Source organism: Enterobacter quasimori (assembly GCF_018597345.1).
GTDB lineage: Bacteria > Pseudomonadota > Gammaproteobacteria > Enterobacterales > Enterobacteriaceae > Enterobacter > Enterobacter mori.
In genome coordinates this window covers 488,007-505,999 of record NZ_JAHEVU010000002.1, presented here as the reverse complement: position 1 = coordinate 505,999, position 17,993 = coordinate 488,007, and the positions used below count along the sequence as shown (strand labels likewise).

General features: G+C 50.1%; 15 protein-coding genes. All 15 read right to left on the bottom strand.

Annotated elements, in window-relative coordinates; translation table 11 throughout:
- The 15 genes from KK102_RS10685 to cpsB all read right to left on the bottom strand — a co-directional run bounded on the left by KK102_RS10685 (position 1) and on the right by cpsB (position 17,992).
- Positions 1–1,065 carry a polysaccharide pyruvyl transferase family protein gene (locus KK102_RS10685; RefSeq protein WP_216357554.1) on the bottom strand — a complete coding sequence of 355 codons (1,065 nt, stop codon included), beginning with the start codon at positions 1,063–1,065 and terminating at the stop codon, positions 1–3.
- Complete coding sequence (locus KK102_RS10680; RefSeq protein WP_216357553.1) at positions 1,049–2,185, bottom strand: MATE family efflux transporter; 1,137 nt, start codon at positions 2,183–2,185, stop codon at positions 1,049–1,051. Before KK102_RS10680 ends, KK102_RS10685 begins: the two co-directional genes overlap by 17 nt.
- Positions 2,186–2,196: 11 nt before the next feature.
- Entirely contained in the window at positions 2,197–2,745 is a 549-nt protein-coding gene (rfbC, locus tag KK102_RS10675) for a dTDP-4-dehydrorhamnose 3,5-epimerase (protein WP_216357552.1), read from the bottom strand.
- Positions 2,746–2,747: 2 nt separating this feature from the next.
- Positions 2,748–3,626 (bottom strand): glucose-1-phosphate thymidylyltransferase RfbA, encoded by an 879-nt coding sequence (gene rfbA / locus KK102_RS10670; protein ID WP_216357551.1) that lies wholly within the window; start codon positions 3,624–3,626, stop codon positions 2,748–2,750.
- A 51-nt stretch (positions 3,627–3,677) separates the two neighbouring features.
- On the bottom strand, positions 3,678–4,571 hold the full coding sequence (gene rfbD / locus KK102_RS10665) for a dTDP-4-dehydrorhamnose reductase (protein WP_216357550.1): 894 nt from the start codon (positions 4,569–4,571) through the stop codon (positions 3,678–3,680).
- The gene (gene rfbB / locus KK102_RS10660; protein ID WP_216357549.1) at positions 4,568–5,656 is read right to left on the bottom strand and encodes a dTDP-glucose 4,6-dehydratase; all 1,089 of its coding nucleotides are present in this window, start codon (positions 5,654–5,656) and stop codon (positions 4,568–4,570) included. The genes rfbD and rfbB overlap by 4 nt, the downstream gene beginning before the upstream one ends.
- A 3-nt stretch (positions 5,657–5,659) precedes the next feature.
- Positions 5,660–6,784 (bottom strand): non-hydrolyzing UDP-N-acetylglucosamine 2-epimerase, encoded by a 1,125-nt coding sequence (gene wecB / locus KK102_RS10655; protein ID WP_276516118.1) that lies wholly within the window; start codon positions 6,782–6,784, stop codon positions 5,660–5,662.
- Positions 6,785–7,162: 378 nt separating this feature from the next.
- Complete coding sequence (gene galF, locus KK102_RS10650; protein WP_216357548.1) at positions 7,163–8,059, bottom strand: GalU regulator GalF; 897 nt, start codon at positions 8,057–8,059, stop codon at positions 7,163–7,165.
- 177 nt (positions 8,060–8,236) lie between these two features.
- Positions 8,237–9,628, bottom strand: a complete 1,392-nt coding sequence (gene wcaM, locus KK102_RS10645; protein ID WP_216357547.1) for a colanic acid biosynthesis protein WcaM — start codon at positions 9,626–9,628, stop codon at positions 8,237–8,239.
- Between the two features lie 12 nt (positions 9,629–9,640).
- Positions 9,641–10,861 carry a colanic acid biosynthesis glycosyltransferase WcaL gene (gene wcaL / locus KK102_RS10640; RefSeq protein WP_100165927.1) on the bottom strand — a complete coding sequence of 407 codons (1,221 nt, stop codon included), beginning with the start codon at positions 10,859–10,861 and terminating at the stop codon, positions 9,641–9,643.
- Complete coding sequence (wcaK, locus tag KK102_RS10635) at positions 10,858–12,138, bottom strand: colanic acid biosynthesis pyruvyl transferase WcaK (RefSeq protein WP_216357546.1); 1,281 nt, start codon at positions 12,136–12,138, stop codon at positions 10,858–10,860. Before wcaK ends, wcaL begins: the two co-directional genes overlap by 4 nt.
- Positions 12,139–12,153: 15 nt before the next feature.
- Positions 12,154–13,632: a colanic acid undecaprenyl disphosphate flippase WzxC gene (gene wzxC, locus KK102_RS10630; RefSeq protein ID WP_216357545.1), complete on the bottom strand. Its 1,479-nt coding sequence runs from the start codon at positions 13,630–13,632 to the stop codon at positions 12,154–12,156.
- A gap of 1 nt (position 13,633) precedes the next feature.
- Positions 13,634–15,028: an undecaprenyl-phosphate glucose phosphotransferase gene (gene wcaJ / locus KK102_RS10625; protein WP_126546220.1), complete on the bottom strand. Its 1,395-nt coding sequence runs from the start codon at positions 15,026–15,028 to the stop codon at positions 13,634–13,636.
- A 46-nt stretch (positions 15,029–15,074) separates the two neighbouring features.
- Positions 15,075–16,445, bottom strand: a complete 1,371-nt coding sequence (gene cpsG / locus KK102_RS10620) for a colanic acid biosynthesis phosphomannomutase CpsG (protein WP_216357544.1) — start codon at positions 16,443–16,445, stop codon at positions 15,075–15,077.
- A 110-nt stretch (positions 16,446–16,555) separates the two neighbouring features.
- Positions 16,556–17,992, bottom strand: coding sequence for a mannose-1-phosphate guanyltransferase (gene cpsB / locus KK102_RS10615; protein ID WP_216357543.1), 1,437 nt, complete (start codon positions 17,990–17,992; stop codon positions 16,556–16,558).
- Between the last annotated feature and the right edge of the window lies 1 nt (position 17,993).

Here is a 17,993-nt window from a genome sequence, read left to right as displayed (position 1 = left end):
TTAGCTTTTCACCACATCTGTTAAGGCTTTTAGAGCACGTTTTTTTTCATCAGATATATTCGATATATTCAAATCAGAGCAAGTCATTTGTTCTAACCCAAGATTTTCTACCATTGAAGTGCCATCAAACACACGTGGATTATTATACATATTTTCCAAAAATGAATTTATTTTCGGAGAATATGTGAATGCAACCAGTGGAACATTATATAATGTAGCGAAGACAAGAGAATGTAATCTCATCCCTATATGGTATTTTGATAAAGCAATTTTCTGAATTGATTCATTTTCGTCACAAAAATGAAAATTAACTTCACTCGGAAGATACTCACTTAATTTACGATGAAATGCATGGTCGTTATTTGTTGGATCTTGATGCATTGAAACAAAACAAATATTAAAAATACCAGTGCTCTTAATGATGGCATTGATGACAGTTGTATAATTATGCATCAACCTTTCATCACCAATATAAGCATAATGTCCGGATACTGAAATAAAGGATTCATTATATATTTCCTTTTCAGGATCAGTAAAAATTTCGTTTAACAGAACAAGATCACCACCCAATTCACAATTCTTTATTTGCAATTCTTGTACCGCTATTCGATATGATTTACCATCTCGAAAAACAATATGCTTTGAAAGCTTGAGAATCAAATTAACAAGTATTTTTGCCCACCTTGTAGTCAAATTACCAATTCCCACACCCACAAAATAATTTTTTGTACCACTAATAAAACAAAATAATGAAATGATAAACAACAGTATAAGTCCGGAGTAACCTGTATTTTCATCTTTATAAAAACAGGTCCCCCCCCCCCAAACAAGTTTATCCGACCGTCTTAATACAGTCAAAAAGCGAAGTTTATTTTTAAAGCCCCCTAAAGGTCTGTAAAAGACACCATTTTGAACTATTTCCTTATCGTAATGTCCATAGACATTGATATTTTTGTAACATTGCGATTGCTTAATGGCTTTAAGGCATACATCAAGCATTACGTCATCGCCAAGGTTTTTATAGCCGTAATAACCCCATAACGTGATTTCAGATTTTTTTTTCATTTTCACAAATTGTAATAAGATATAGCCAGCCAACCAGACGTGATAGCAGTACCGCATATGCCATCCCGATTTCACCAAGATAAGTTATTAAAGGGTAGGATGTAATAAACATAACAACTAATTGTGTGATTTTGAGATAAAGTAATCGGTTGTTGGACTGATGGTAAAGTACGCTTTCCCTGTCTGTGAAATACAGACCAACAGAGAAGGCAATGGCAAGAACATACATGATTGTTGCTGCTGATTCGTAAGTGTTACCATATAATAATGAAAGAACTAGTTTCGAAAAAACGAGATAACCTAATATGATAAAAGCAATGAAAAATATCTTCTGCTTCTTTTGAACATTTTTAATACCAACTTTAACCAGTACTGCCATCACTGACGAGTTAAGTAAGGGTATAAGCATGCAAAGTGTGCTTGCGATAAAATAATTAGCTGCATTAAAGCCCATTCCATCGATAATGATGACGTCTGCACGCATCAACAATGCGACAATAGCTGTCACCAAATACAATTTGAACAATATTGGTAGATCATCTTTAAAAAAGTAGTATTTACACGTGAAACTTAAATGTATATAACACCCTCTGATGATATAAATAATAGAAATGATATAGGCAGCCGTAAGTCCCATCAACGCAAAAAAAACATCTTTTGGATAAATAATTACGGCTATTGTGACAAAACCTAATTTTACCGCATTGCTTAGGACATTATTAAAAGAATAGCGCCCCCACGACTCATCGATTTGATTGAATATGTTAAGAACCTTATGAACGGCCATCAACAAGGACGCAAACACACACAATACGCTATTGCCACCCCAATAAAAATAGACAAAGGGCAACATTAATATAAATAAACCAATCATACCAGCTATTGCTAAGCTTGTTAGCATTTCACAATGGCGCTTATCTTTCTTTTTAAAAATTACTATCAGTGATGATGAAAGACCGAATTCAAAAACTGCACTTAGAATAACAGTTGCATTAATAAATACAGCCAACTGGTTGAACTCAGTTACAATAAGAAATTTTGCTGCAACAACATTAACCATGAAAGTTAAAATCGCTGACAGTAAACCGCCAGCAAAAGTAACAAATATTGATTTATTCATACTAATTAATATCAGAAATAAGAAGCAGATGCGAAATATGGTAATTTCTCATCTTTTTGCGATAGAGTAATACTTAAATCACCTAACGGCCAATGGATTTCAATATCAGGATCGTTCCAAATAATACCCGCTTCTGATGCTTTATTGTAATAATTTGTTGTTTTATAGATGAACTCCGCTTTTTCGCTTATGGTTAAAAAGCCGTGGGCAAAGCCTTCAGGGATCCATAATTGTCGTTTATTTGTCGCTGAAAGATGAACCCCGACCCACTTGCCAAAATACGGTGATGTTTCGCGTACATCAACAGCAACATCAAAAACTTCCCCAACAATACAGCGTACAAGCTTTGCTTGTGCGTAGGGAGGCATCTGATAATGTAATCCTCTCAGTACCCCTTCGCTGGATTTAGAATGATTATCCTGTACAAATTCAACATGATTACCCACCACTTCGTTGAATATTTTCTGACTAAAGCTTTCATAAAAGAATCCACGCTCGTCGCCAAAAACTGTTGGTTCGAAGATCTTAACATCAGGGATAGAGGTTTCAATAACTTTCACGTTCAAACATCCTTCACTAATTTAAGCAAATACTGACCATATGCATTCTTTTTAAGTGGTTCTGCCAGTTTTTTAACCTGTTCTGCGTCAATAAAGCCTTTACGGTATGCAATTTCTTCCGGACAAGCCACTTTCAGCCCTTGACGTTCTTCGATAGTTGCGATGAAATTGCTGGCCTCTATGAGACTTTGATGCGTGCCGGTATCCAGCCATGCATAACCACGCCCCATCATAGCGACAGAAAGATTTCCTTTCTCAAGATATAGACGATTAATATCTGTAATTTCAAGTTCACCCCGTGCAGAAGGCTTAAGTTTTTTTGCCATATCTACTACATCATTATCGTAGAAATACAATCCAGTTACCGCATAATTACTCTTAGGCTCAAGTGGTTTTTCCTCGAGACTTATAGCGAGACCGGATTTATCGAACTCTACAACACCATAACGTTCAGGATCATTAACATGGTAAGCAAAAACGGTGGCACCTTTATTGCTGTTTACCGCGGCCTCAAGTTCTTTCGGTAAATCATGACCGTAGAAAATATTATCACCAAGAACAAGCGCGCAATTGGCATCACCAATGAACTCTTCACCTATGATAAAGGCTTGTGCTAATCCATCCGGGCTCGGTTGAACCTTATATTGCAGTGATAATCCCCATTGACTGCCATCACCAAGCAATTGTTCAAAGCGTGGTGTATCCATCGGCGTACTAATAATAAGAATATCTTTGATACCTGCAAGCATTAGTGTCGTTAATGGATAATAAATCATAGGTTTATCATAGATTGGCAGCAATTGCTTGCTTACCGCCATTGTCACCGGATAAAGACGTGTCCCGGAGCCACCCGCCAAAATAATTCCTTTACGCGTAGTCATTCTCGTTCTCATATATTGTTTGCTCAATTGAGCGCATTAAATTTGTCACACTCATTGAGATAAAAATAGTTCTGCTAACATGCGTTTTACCCCTATTTCCCAGGCAGGTAACGTTAGCGCGAAGCTTTGCTGAAACTTACTCGTATCCAGACGTGAATTATGTGGACGTCTGGCTGGTGTCGGCCACGCTTCCGTCGGTACGCCATTGAGTGTTTCCAGTGAAAGTTCTATACCTGAGCGTCTTGCCTCTTCAAAAACCAATGAAGCATAGTCAAACCAAGTCGTTGTACCTGATGCGACGAGGTGGTACACACCTGCTAAATTAGGTTGATTGAGAACTGACTTAATAGCGTGCGCAGTGCAGTCAGCTAACAACTCGGCACCTGTCGGAGCGCCATATTGATCGTTGATGACCGACATTTCAGTTCGTTCTTTTGCAAGGCGTAACATCGTCGCTGCAAAATTATTGCCTTTGCTGGCGTAAACCCAACTTGTGCGAAATATAAGATATTTACTACTGGTATTCTGGAGTGCTCGCTCACCCGCTAATTTCGTTTCACCATAGACATTTAATGGTGCCGGTGTATCACTTTCTAACCAGGGATTTTTACCTGTTCCAGGGAATACGTAGTCCGTTGAGTAATGAACAACCCACGCATCAATTTTTTGCGCTTCTCTCGCAATAGCTTCAACGGCGGTAGCATTAATGAGTAGTGCCAGTTCGCGCTCTGATTCAGCTTTATCGACGGCAGTATGTGCAGCAGCGTTAACAATGACGTCAGGCTTGACCCGACGCACCGTATCGGCAACCCCCTCAGGGTTGCTAAAGTCACCACAATAGTCCATTGAATGGACATCAACTGCCGTGATATTTCCTAAAGGCGCCAGTGCGCGCTGGAGTTCCCAACCGACCTGACCAGATTTTCCAAATAGCAGAATATTCAAGCGTTGCGACCCCCATAGTTCTGTTCAATCCAAGTTTTATAGGTTCCACTTTTTACATTCGCAACCCATTCTTGATTATTCAGATACCATTGAACCGTTTTGCGAATACCCGTCTCAAATGTTTCTAGCGGTACCCAGCCAAGCTCGGTACTAATTTTTTGTGCATCTATCGCATAGCGACGATCATGCCCAGGCCGATCGCTAACATACGTGATCTGTTCTTTGTAAGATGTTCCTTTAGGCACAATTTCATCAAGCAAATTACAGATAGTCCGGATCACTTCGATATTTTGCTTTTCGTTATGTCCACCAATATTATAGGTTTCTCCCACTTTACCTTTAGTCACAACGGTATAGAGTGCACGAGCATGATCGTCGACAAATAACCAATCACGGATTTGGTCGCCATTGCCATAAACTGGTAACGGTTTACCTTCAAGTGCATTTAGAATTACCAGTGGGATCAGTTTTTCAGGGAAATGGTATGGCCCATAATTATTTGAACAGTTGGTTACTATTGTAGGTAAACCATAAGTACGGAGCCATGCACGCACCAAATGGTCGCTTGCAGCTTTAGATGCCGAATAAGGACTACTTGGCATATAAGCGGTATTTTCAGTAAATAGCGGTAATGCTTCGCCTTTTGAAATTTCATTTGGATGAGGCAAATCGCCATAAACCTCATCAGTAGAAATATGATGCAAACGGAATTTCTGTTTCGCAGCATTATCTAAGGTAGACCAATATGCTCGAGTCGATTCAAGCAAAGAATACGTACCAACAATATTTGTCTGGATAAAAGCTGTAGGTCCAGTAATTGAGCGGTCAACATGGCTCTCTGCGGCCAGATGCATAACCGCGTCCGGTTTATAATGATTGAACACGCGATCCAACTCATTTCTATCACAGATATCAACTTGTTCGAACGCATATCGTTCATTATCACTTACGGATGAAAGCGACTCAAGATTTCCGGCATAGGTTAATTTGTCAACGTTCACAACGTGATCAGTAGTATTGTTAATAATATGCCGAATGACAGCCGAACCAATAAACCCAGCACCGCCAGTAATTAGTATTTTCATAATTTATTTTGAGGTAAGTGTGTCAACAATTACTTTTGAAGAAGTCCCATTACCATAGGGATTATGGGCGAAACTCATCACGTTATAGGCAGCTTTAGACTCGAGAAGCTCATTAACTTCATCAACAATACGCCTCTTATCTGTACCAACAAGCTTAACAGTCCCCGCCTGGATGGCTTCCGGTCTTTCAGTTGTATCACGCATCACTAGAACAGGCTTACCTAATGAAGGCGCTTCTTCCTGGATCCCGCCTGAATCCGTCAATATCAGATAAGATTTGTCCATTAGGTATATAAAAGGCAGATACTGTTGCGGCTCAATAAGATGAACATTATTGATACCAGCAAGGATACGATTAACAGGCTCTCTAACGTTTGGATTCATATGGACAGGATAGACAATCTGTACATTGTTATGCTGTGTTGCCAGTGTTGCTAACGCCTCACAAATATTTTCAAAACCGCGCCCGAAACTTTCGCGACGGTGGCCTGTTACTAATATCATTTTTTTATCAGCAGATAAGAAAGGGAAACTCGCTTCAAGCTTACTTACCAGAGCAGGATTATTGTCAATTTTGTCCTTTGCCATATGCAATGCATCAATCACTGTATTCCCGGTAACAATGATTTTATCTGCATTGTAGCCTTCTTTAATTAGGTTCGCTTTTGAAGACTCTGTAGGTGCAAAATGATAATCTGTTAAAACAGATGTCAGTTTTCGATTGGCTTCTTCTGGCCAAGGTGAATATATATTTCCCGTACGTAAACCCGCTTCTACATGACCAATAGCAACTTTCTCATAATATGCTGCTAAACTCACAGCAAAGGTGGTCGCTGTATCACCATGCACCAGTACAATATCAGGCTGGAACTCTTGCAGTATTGGTTTAAGATTGATAAGAATAGCCGAGGTAATATCGTTAAGGCTCTGCCCTGCTTTCATTAAATTAAGATCATAGTCAGGCGTAATTTCAAATAAATCCAGTACCTGATCCAACATTTCTCTGTGCTGCGCTGTTACACATACCTTAAGATTCAGCTGCGGATTATTTTTGATTTCAGTAACCAAAGGAGCCATTTTTATTGCTTCAGGCCGAGTCCCAAAAACAATCAAAACTTTTTTCATCATTGTGAATTTTCACCTAATATGTTCGATATCTAACCTAACGTTCCGAGAAGTGCACGTATTGTAAGTGTAACAAAGCTCAGGCTACGCAGAAAGCTGTGATTTATTGCACGCTACCGCCCCTGGCTTAACAGCTACCAGTGCACTGAGCAACGTTTTTTTTGAATGATTTTGTAGTCTGATTAAAGACAAAAACTGCCGTTAATTGTCGTCCTAAATGGATTCAGAAACAAGCACAAATCGTTACAAATCAGTCCACATTTGAATCAGATAACTCCATGTTATCACTAGAATTAATAACGAAAAGCGGCAGTTACCATTTTGGTTATGTTTACACATACCAAATGATAACTGCCGCTTATTCAAACAGACAGAGACAAATCAGTCGTTAGCCAGCAGCTTCTCTATGCGGCTTCTGAACTTCGCCCCTTCCTTCAGGTTACGCAGGCCGTAGTTCACAAACGCCTGCATATACCCCATTTTCTTACCGCAGTCGTAGCTGTCGCCGGTCATCAGCATGGCATCTACGGACTGTTTTTTCGCCAGCTCAGCTATCGCATCGGTAAGCTGGATACGGTCCCAGGCACCTGGCTCCGTTTTTTCCAGCTCGGCCCAGATATCCGCGTTCAGAACATAGCGGCCAACGGCCATCAGGTCGGAGTCCAGCGTCTGAGGCTGATCCGGCTTTTCGATGAACTCAACAATGCGGCTCACCTGCCCTTCCGTTTCCAGCGCTTCTTTCGTCTGAATGACAGAGTACTCAGAGAGATCGCCATTCATGCGCTTCGCCAGCACCTGGCTGCGGCCCGTCTCGTTGAAGCGTGCCACCATTGCCGCCAGGTTGTAACGCAGCGGGTCCGCAGACGCGGTATCAATGATGATGTCCGGCAGAACGACGATGAACGGGTTATCACCCACGACCGGACGCGCGCACAGAATCGAGTGGCCCAGACCCAGCGGCTGCGCCTGACGCACGTTCATGATGGTCACGCCAGGCGGGCAGATAGACTGTACTTCTGCCAACAGCTGACGCTTCACGCGCTGCTCAAGCAACGCTTCGAGTTCATAAGAGGTGTCGAAGTGGTTTTCAACCGCATTCTTCGAGGAGTGCGTGACCAGAACGATTTCTTTGATCCCTGCAGCAACAATCTCGTCGACGATGTACTGAATCATCGGCTTGTCGACGATCGGCAGCATCTCTTTAGGAATTGCCTTGGTGGCTGGCAGCATATGCATGCCCAGACCCGCTACCGGAATGACTGCTTTCAAATTAATCATTATATCTTCCACCTTAAAATGGTTGACGAATTATAGCTTTTAAACCTGTTTTCGCCAGTACGTTTTGCTGTAATTCTGGATTCATGTTACGCCCAGGCACCACAAATTACAGTAGTTGTAATCTGAATAGATCGCATTATCCAACCAGGAATCGTCGCAAAAATTACCGGCGGGTGATTATCTTCCCGGCAGCGCAAAATTCAGCCGTTCCGTATTCACAACATGCTGGTCAACCCGGTCAATGTCCACCGAGCTTTGCCCTTTTTCATTGACGGCCTTAACGTTCGCCAGCGACAGCAGCGTTTCGTCTTTGGCCATAAACTTGCCCCGCACGTCCTTACGCAAATCAAATTTGATTTTCAGCGCCGGCCCCACGGCCGCTTCCTGCATCACGTTGATGTTACGCAAGAAAAGATGCTGAGGCTTGTTGTGCAGCTCAAGCGTTGCGCGCTGCATGTCAACGTTGGTGATGGCGACAAACGAGGTCGCGTTGCCGGATGAAATTTGTATTCCGCGCAGCTTATAGGCAAGTTGCCGATTATCCAGGCGAATATCGTTGAGCTTAAAATTCTGCGGTATCGACAGGTAGTTGCCTTTAATTACGCCGTAACCGATTAACATTCCAGCGCTATTGACCATGTCGACATTATCAATAACGAAATTATCACAGCCGTAAATCGCTACCGTGGCGTTATCTATTCCCGCTTTTTTGCTGAAGTCGGGGGTAATGTTTTTAGCCTTAATATTGCGAATAACAAAGTGTTTACCGTTTTCGACATGAACTAACTGACGACAGTTGCTGCCCGTTATATTGGCCACCACGAAGTTCTTCACGGTTTGCTTTTCAGGGTAGTCATTGTCGTAGGTACTGCCCGCAAGCCCGATGCCAATCCCCCAGTTGATTTTACCGTTGGTGCAGTTGATGTTGTCGATCACATGGTCAGAGATCAGAATGTTACGGTCGTTGATCGCCACGTTCCACTCAATCGCGTCACCCTGCAGGTGGCTAAATCGACTGTTGGTAATGCGCGCACCGTCCACCTGATTATGGTAGCCCTGTCGCAAAATGGCGTAGTTGGCCTGGCTCACGTTGATATTATCGATGAGGAGGTTGCGCATCACCCTCGGCTTTTTGCCGCCGATGTAGATCTGCGTGACGGGGCCAAAGCCGCTCATCGCCAGGCCTTTGATGACGCAATCGGAGCCGCGGACATCCAGCGTGATGTTGTGCGTGCGCCCTTCGCCCTCACCGATGACTTTACTGCCTTCCTGGAGCACAAAGCGCCCGCGCCCGTTGCCTTTGAGCCCACCCCGTATCAGGAGCGTTTTACCGTCGGGGATGAAAATACCGGTATTGATGTTGCCACAGACGAGATCGGCGGGTACCACAACGGTGTCGGCCTCGGAAAACGCCTGCTTAAAGGCGGCGATCCAGTCGCTGTTGTTGTACAGTTCCACGGAGACCGTCCTCCCTGTGGCCGCCCGCACGGCGCGCGGCGAAAGCAGCGGCATTGCCGCCAGGACGGATAAGGAAGAGACAAAATGGCGTCGGGTAATCTTTTTCAGCATACAACCTCGGCGTTACAGCGTTTGCAGCAGGCTCGCTAACTGGCGATTAATCACCTGCTGGTTAAATTCTGTTTCGACTTTTTGTCGGGCATTTTGCAACACCGGTACCAGCTCCTGCTGGTCGATGTCGCTGAAGGCCGCTAAGCGGTCGGCCAGGGCGAAAGCATTATTTTCAGGCACCAGCCAGCCGGAATATTCAGACCTGATCAGTTCCGGGATCCCGCTGTGCAGCGTCGACACAACAGGAATCCCCACGGCCATGGCCTCCATCAGCGCGACCGGAATACCTTCCATATCACCGTCCGCGCCGGTCACGGAGGGCAGCAGGAAAACGTCCGCCTCGTCGAGCATCGCCTTCACCTCATGGCTTGGCTTGAAGCCCGGCATCTCCACGTAGCCTTCCAGCTGGTACTGTTCGATCAGCGTGCGCAGTCGGCGCTCCCAGGGGCCGATACCTAAAATGCGATAGTGGAAATCCACCCCACGCGCTTTTAGCTGGCGGCAGGCTTCAATCGCGACGTGCAGCCCTTTCTTCTCGGTTAAACGCGCGACCGAGATAATCTGCAGCGGTTTCCCCGGCACCTTCACCGGGCGCTGGGTGAAGCGCTCCATATCGACGCCCATCCGCGAAACGGTGATTTTTTCGCTCGGGCAGCCCATCTTTTTCAGCCGACCGGCCCACAGTTCGCTGATGGGCAGCATCATGTCACCGCGGCGGAAAAGCTGCTGATACTCCGGGGTGTAGTGGTTCAGCACTTCCCGGCTGGAGATATCGATACCGTGGAAAATGGTCGCGATTTTGCCGTCAATCACCCCCAGCTCGCGCAGCTTCGCGGCGGTCACGCCCGCCGGGCCGAAGTGGGCGATAAACACATCCGCACGATACGGCTGCGCCGTTTGTCCGCAAATGGCGGAGAGGATCAGATTGCGGGATTCCGCCCCGTAGCGTGACACGTTCAGCGCCCGCCACGTCGAGGGACGATGCAGCCCGCGCAGCGTCTGGCTGGCGCGGTAGCGCAGTTTGTTCAGCCGCCCGCCCGGCTCATCCTGCAGCCAGCGGGTTTTGGCTTCCAGCCCATACTGGGTGTACGCCGCATGGGTGTTTTGCGTATCGCCCTTTTGCAGGGCGATAATCTCCACGTCATATCCCATATCGATAAACGCGGTGATCTGGTTCAGTACAAAGGTCTCAGACGACAGCGGAAATTTCAGTAAGAAGAAACCAACCTTCATTTCCCCTCCCCGACGCGGTCGAGCACCGATTTCACCATGCCGATCCCTTTATCGCGCTCGGCTTTCACCGCCACGGCCAGGCGTTCGTTAATCGCCGGCAGCTGTCCCAGCGTGTCGCCGACCATGGCACCCAGAGAACCGTCGAGAAGATGACGAATATCCACCGCCATTTCCGGCATGCCGAGCTGCTGCATAATGCCCGCCGATTTGTGCTCGTAGTTAATGGCAATCGCCGGCGTGCCGAAGTTCATGGAGATAATGGCCGAGTGCAGGCGCGTGCCGACGGTGAGGTCACAGGCGGAGAGCAGTTTGCCCATCTCCAGGTCGTTCAGCTCGTCCATCACCACGTGGTAGCGCGACGGGTCGTTCACCAGGTGACTCAGGTTAAGCGCCACCATGCGGTCATCTTTGTTGTAGCTGTCGATCCCGGTACAGGTGGAGAGCGCCAGCACCTGGTAGCCGCTGTCCAGCACGCGGTTCACCACGTCGGCGAAGGCTTTCTCGTAGGCCGCCTGCGTGGTGCCAAGACGTTTATCAAAAGGCGCCAGCTCGCGCAGGGTGATGGCGACGGTTTTCTGTTTCGCCGCCACGTCGAGCCAGTGCTGTACCGCGTAGCTCGGCTGGAAATTATCGACCTGGTGATCCACCAGCCAGGCGGTGTCCACGCCGTGCTCAACTTTTGACGTGTCGATCTCGCTGCGCTTCATCAGGTCCAGGCTCACGGACTCGCGCAGGATCAGCGCGTCGCAGTGGCCGAAGACGTAGTTCGCCAGCTGGTTAAACTGCGGATCCTGGAATGGCCCGACGCTGTGGCCGATCATAAACAGCGGCTTTTTCGCCATAAAGGTGCAGAGCGCATGCTCAAACTGCGGCACGCCGTACAGGTCGACGAAGAACGAACCGCCGACCTGAATAATGGCGTCATAGCCGGAGAGCAGGCGGACAAAATCCGTAAAGCCCTGGGCAATGGCGATGTTGCGCAGCTTGCCGGTGTCGGTCACGCGGGAAAGCAGCACCTGATGCTGGTAGCGACGGCGCAGAACTTTCTTCACGCGCCCCATCACGCCCGCGGCGTTGTTGTGCTGTTTCATCTGGCTGTAGAGCGGGTCGCCCATCACCGGGCGGTTCAGTAACCAGGATGAGCTGACCGGATAACGGCTCATCACATCCACTTCTGTCTCAGGCTCAAGGGTGTTAATTGCATCCAATAAACCGCGCAGGATGGCGCTGTCGCCACGGTTGCCGCAGGTATGGTTGCCAAGAATAAGTAATTTCATAATGGCCTCTTAAAATTAGCCTGCGCGAAGCAGCGTTTTCATTTTTTCGTTACGGCAAAACTGGCGCTTCATCTCAACCACCAGCGCATTGCGTGACAGCACAATCATCACGCCGAACGCCAGCGCGCCTGCGGCGACCTGAACCGCCAGCAGCGCCGCCAGCGGCAGATGACCGCTGAGCACCACGCCCAGGCCATAGCTGACCGCAAGCGTGGGTAAGGAGAGATAAAACGGCAGCCACAGGCTCAGGATGTACTGACGGTAGCTGGAGCCCAGCACCGGCTTGATCATGATGAAGTAGCTCAGAACGGTATTGACGATCTGCACCAGCAGGAAGCCCAGCGTGACGCCGATAGCGCCCGCCATATGCCCGCCGACGATAATCGCCGGAATAAACAGGAAGGTTTTGAACACGTTGAACTTAAAGCTGATGTCCACGCGCGCTTTTGCCATCAGCAGGGAACCAATCGGATTACCCACAGAGCGCAGCAGCCCTACCACGCACAGCAGCTGCAGGATCGGGATGATGCCGTTCCACTTCTCACCAAACACCAGCGGCACGAAGTTGCTGGACACCACCATCAGCCCCAGCAGCACCGGGAAGTTAATAATCCCCACTACGGAAAGCAGCTTGTAGAAGTTAACGCGCAGCTTTTCGGTGTCGTCCTGAATCTTGGCAAACGCCGGGAACAGCACGCGGGTGATAATCGGGTTCAGCTTCATCGGCGGTACGACCGCGACGTTGTAGGCCAGGTTATAGCCCCCCGCCACGCTCGCGCCCAGAATACGCGCCAGCACCAGCGTCGAGAGGTTGGTGTTGACGTAGTTGATAATGCTGTCCGCGGTCAGCCACGCGCCAAAGCGCAGGTTGGACGAGACGGACGCCAGCGAGAAATGCAGCCCCGGACGGTAAATCTTCCGGCCAAAGTAGCCGAAAAGCAGCGTACGCACGGCCGAGTTCACCAGATAACCAAGGATGGCGGTCATCGCCAGCGGCCAGAAATGGGCGCTCACCACGGTGAAGGTAAAGCCCGCCAGCACGGCGCTGGTCTCGATCATGCCGATCTTGTTGAACTCCAGCTCTTTTTGCATCAGCGCGCGGAACTGCTGCCCGTGCGGGATCACCACAAAAGCAAACGACAGCGTACGCATCAGCGGAGCGAGATCCGGGTTATGCAGCACGCTGGCGATGGTGTCGCTCAGCAGGAACACCAGAACGAAGACGAAAATCCCCAGCCCCACGTTCAGCCAGTAGAGCGTGGTCAGCTCCAGATGACTGATCTCTTTGCGCTGGATAATCGAGTTGGCGATCCCGAAGTCAGACAGCGTATCGGCCAGCGCGATAATCACCAGCGAGACGGTCAGCAGGCCGAACTGATGGTTATCGATAATCCGCGCCAGCACCGTCATCTGCACCAGCCCAAGGCCAATGATGACGACGGTGGCCATGGCCGACCACTTGGCGCCGCTGATGGTTTTTTCACGTAAGCTCATCTTAGTACGCCGCTTTGTTCACGAAGCCTTTGAAGATGGTCAGAAAAACAATCTTGATATCGAACCAGAGGCTCCACTCACGGATGTACTCCAGATCGAACTCAATACGTTTTTCCATTTTTTCCAGCGTATCGGTCTCGCCGCGCCAGCCGTTGATCTGCGCCCAGCCGGTGATGCCTGGCTTCACCTTGTGGCGCAGCATGTAGCCTTCAATCAGCGAGCGGTACTGCTCGTTATGGGCTACCGCGTGAGGACGCGGTCCAACAATCGACATGCCGCCGGTGAAGACGTTAATGAACTGCGGCAGCTCGTCCAGCGAGGTCCGGCGCAGGAAGTTCCCCACGCGGGTCACGCGCGGATCGTTCTGCGTCGCCTGGGTCACCACCTTGTCGTTTTCCATCACCTTCATGGAGCGGAATTTCCACACCATGATCGGCTTGCCGTCCATGCCGTAGCGTGTCTGGCGGAAGATAATCGGCCCGGGTGAGCTGATTTTCACCGCCAGCGCAATGCAGCACAGCACGGGCGAAATCAGCAGCAGGATCAGCGAAGAGAGAACAATATCTTCCGCGCGCTTGAGCACGCGGTTAATGCCGGACAGCGGCGTATCGTACAGCGGCACAACCGGCACGCCGTTCACTTCTTCAATGCGGGAATGGAGGATGTTGAAGGTAAAGACGTCCGGGATCAGGATCACCGAACAGGTGGTATCCGCCAGCTCGCGCATCAGTTTCTTAATGCGGGATTCGTCTTTCATCTGCATGGCGATATAGACGTTGTGGATCTTCCCTGCTTTCGCGTCGTCGATAAGCTGCTCGTAGTTGCCAGCCCACTCAGACGGGACGCCGCCCGGCTTCGCGTCGTGGTAGATCCCCACCACTTCAAAACCTAACCACGGCTCTTTGCGGAAGCTGTCGAGCAGCACCTGACCGACGGGCAGATCCCCTGCGACGGCCACATAGCGTCTGTTGTAACCCCGATTGCGCAGCCAGCCCGCACCGAAGCGGATCAGCGAACGGCAGACAACCATGCCCACGCTGGTCAACAGGTACCAGCAGAGGTAGGTCACGAGGCGGTTATCAAAATCATGGCTGAATGCCACCAGCCCGGCGCTGAAAATCAGGCTTAAGGTCCAGTTTTGCAGCAACAGCATCAGCTCGGTGGTGATTTTCACCCCACGCCACGAGCGGTAAAAATCGGTCATCCCGCCGATCATCTGAAACACGACCAGCGCAATCAATGCCATCAGCAGATGCATATATAAGAACGGTTGCCCGCTAACCCGACACACCGCCCACAATCCGCCGACCATGATGGTGATATCAGAAAAACGCTGCACCATAGAGATTAACGATGCATTCGTTCTCGCTCGTTCGCGTTTTTTTAGATTCGTCATCGTTGTTCCTGTATTCGATTCCCCCTCCCACCGGGAGGGGCAAATATTACTGATTCAACAGCGCCAGAATGTCCTTCGTTCGGGCTTCCATCAGCGCCGTGTCGGCACGGGATTCCACGTTCAGGCGCACTACCGGCTCGGTATTGGACGAGCGCAGGTTGAAGCGCCACTGCGGGAACGCCATGCTGATGCCGTCGGTACGGTCAATTTCCAGCGCGTGGATGGCAAAGTGCTGCTCCACGCGGGCAATCGCGTCGGCAGGCTGCGCCAGCTTGCTGTTGATCTCCCCACTCGCCGGGAAGGCCGCCATGCGGTCACGCACCAGCTCGCCCAGGGTCTGCCCTTTCAGGCACAGCAGCTCTGTCACCAGCAGCCACGGGATCATCCCGCTGTCGCAGTAGGCAAAATCACGGAAGTAGTGGTGAGCGCTCATCTCGCCGCCGTAAATGGCGTCTTCTTCACGCATGCGTTCTTTGATAAAGGCGTGGCCGGTTTTGGACATCACCGGCGTACCGCCCGCCGCGGACACCACGTCGACGGTGTTCCACGAGAGGCGCGGGTCGTGAATGATCTTCGCTCCCGGGTTTTTCTCGAGGAAGGCCTCCGCCAGCAGGCCGACGATGTAGTAGCCCTCGATGAACTGCCCTTTTTCGTCGAACAGGAAGCAGCGGTCGAAGTCACCGTCAAAGGCGATCCCCATATCGGCACCGTGCTCAATCACCGCGTTACGGGTGTCGTCGCGGCACTCCGGCAGGAGCGGGTTAGGAATACCGTTCGGGAAGTTGCCGTCCGGGGTGTTATGCACTTTGATGAAGGTAACCGGCACGTTCAGCGCCTTAAAGCGGGCTTCCAGGGCATCCACCACCGGACCGGCCGCGCCGTTACCGGAGTTGATCACCAGCTTCAGCGGCTTCAGGTTTGCCACGTTGATGTAGCCCAGCAGGTGGTCGATGTACTCTTTTTGCAAGTTGATACGCGTGTAGCTGCCGCGCTTCGCGTCGTTCACCGGCGGGAAATCGTTGGCTTCCGCCAGACGCTGCACGTCGCGCAGACCGGTATCGCCGCTGATCGGACGCGCGCCCTTGCGCACCAGCTTCATGCCGTTGTAGTCCATCGGGTTGTGGCTGGCGGTCACTTCAATACCGCCGTCCACGCCCAGGTGGAAGGTGGCAAAATAGATCTCTTCGGTGCCGGAAAGGCCGATATCCAGCACGTCCACGCCCGCATCCTGCAGCCCTTTCGCCAGAGCCAGCTTCAGGGACTCGCTGGTCAGGCGCACGTCGCCGCCCAGCACGATAGTTTGTGGCTTTAAATATTCGCCGTATGCGCGGCCAATGCGCCACGCAATGTCTTCATTCAGCTCTTCGCCCAGCTTGCCGCGAATATCGTAGGCTTTAAAACAGGTTAACTTTTCCATGATGACCCCTTTTTCAGGCAACAGTTGGCCCTGACCAATTAATGGCCAAATTCTTTTTTTTCATTCGTAGGCCCGGTTAGCGCAGCGCCACCGGGCAGGAAGCAGAGGCGCTACACCCGTCCGTAACGATCCTGGAAGCGAACGATATCGTCCTCCTCCAGATACGAACCGGAGCGCACTTCAATTAAGTCGAGCGGAATTTTCCCCGGGTTCTCCAGACAGTGCGTGGCCCCCAGCGGAATGTAGATGGATTCGTTTTCGCCCAGCAGTTTGATTTCGCCGTCGATGGTGACTTTTGCGGTTCCCGCCACCACCACCCAGTGCTCGGCGCGATGGTGGTGCATCTGTACCGACAGTCCTTCCCCCGGCTTCACGGTAATACGCTTCACCTGATAGCGGTCGCCGGAGTCGATGGAGTCATACTTGCCCCACGGGCGGTAAACTTCGCGGTGAATGTGGTGCTCGTGACGGCCATCGGCCTTGATTTGTTCAACCACTTTTTTAACGTCCTGCACGGCGTTACGGTCGGCAATCAGCACCGCATCTTTGGTCTGTACGACCACCAGGTCCTTCACCCCAACCGTGGTGACCAGGCCAGATTCGGCATAAACGTAGCTGTTTTCCGTTTTGTGGCTAATCACATCACCGTGATGGACGTTACCCTCCGGGGTATGGGCGCTAATCTCCCACAGGGATGACCAGGACCCCACATCGCTCCAGCCAGCGTCCATCGGAACCACCACGGCATCCGCCGTGCGCTCCATGACCGCGTAGTCAATGGACTCTTCCGGGCAGGCGAGGAAGGATTGCTCATCCACACGAATAAAGTCGAGGTCAGGATCCACCACCGCCATCGCTTTCTCGCAGGCGCGCAGGATGTCCGGACGGTATTTTTCCAGCTCTTCCAGGTAGCGTCCGGCGCGGAACAGGAACATGCCGCTGTTCCAGTAATATTCCCCGCTGGCCACGTAGGCCTGCGCGGTTTCCAGGTTCGGTTTTTCGACGAACTGCGCCACGTCAAACGCCACGCTGTCGCCTTCACCCGGCGTCACGCTGCCGCGACGGATGTAGCCATAGCCGGTTTCCGGCAGGTCCGGCACGATGCCGAAGGTCACCAGCTTGCCGCTTTCCGCGTAAGGAATGGCCGCACGAACCGCATCGCGGAACGCCTCTTCCTGCTGAATGACGTGGTCAGCCGCCAGTACCAGCATCAGCGGGTCACAGTTTGGGCTGCTGCGTTTTGCCGCCAGCGCAGCCAGGGCGATCGCTGGGGCGGTGTTACGACCGGCAGGCTCCAGAATGATGTTTTCTGTGAGTTTGTTCAGCTGGCGCAGCTGCTCGGCAACGATAAAACGGTGCTGTTCGTTACAAATAACGACCGGACTTTCACACTCCACGCCGTGCAGACGGTTGACCGTCGTTTGCAGCATGGTGAGGTCCCCTTTCAGGCAGAGGAACTGTTTTGGATAGAGCACGCGGGACAGCGGCCACAAACGGCTACCAGAGCCACCTGCCATCACAACCGGATACAACGTGGTTTGACTCATG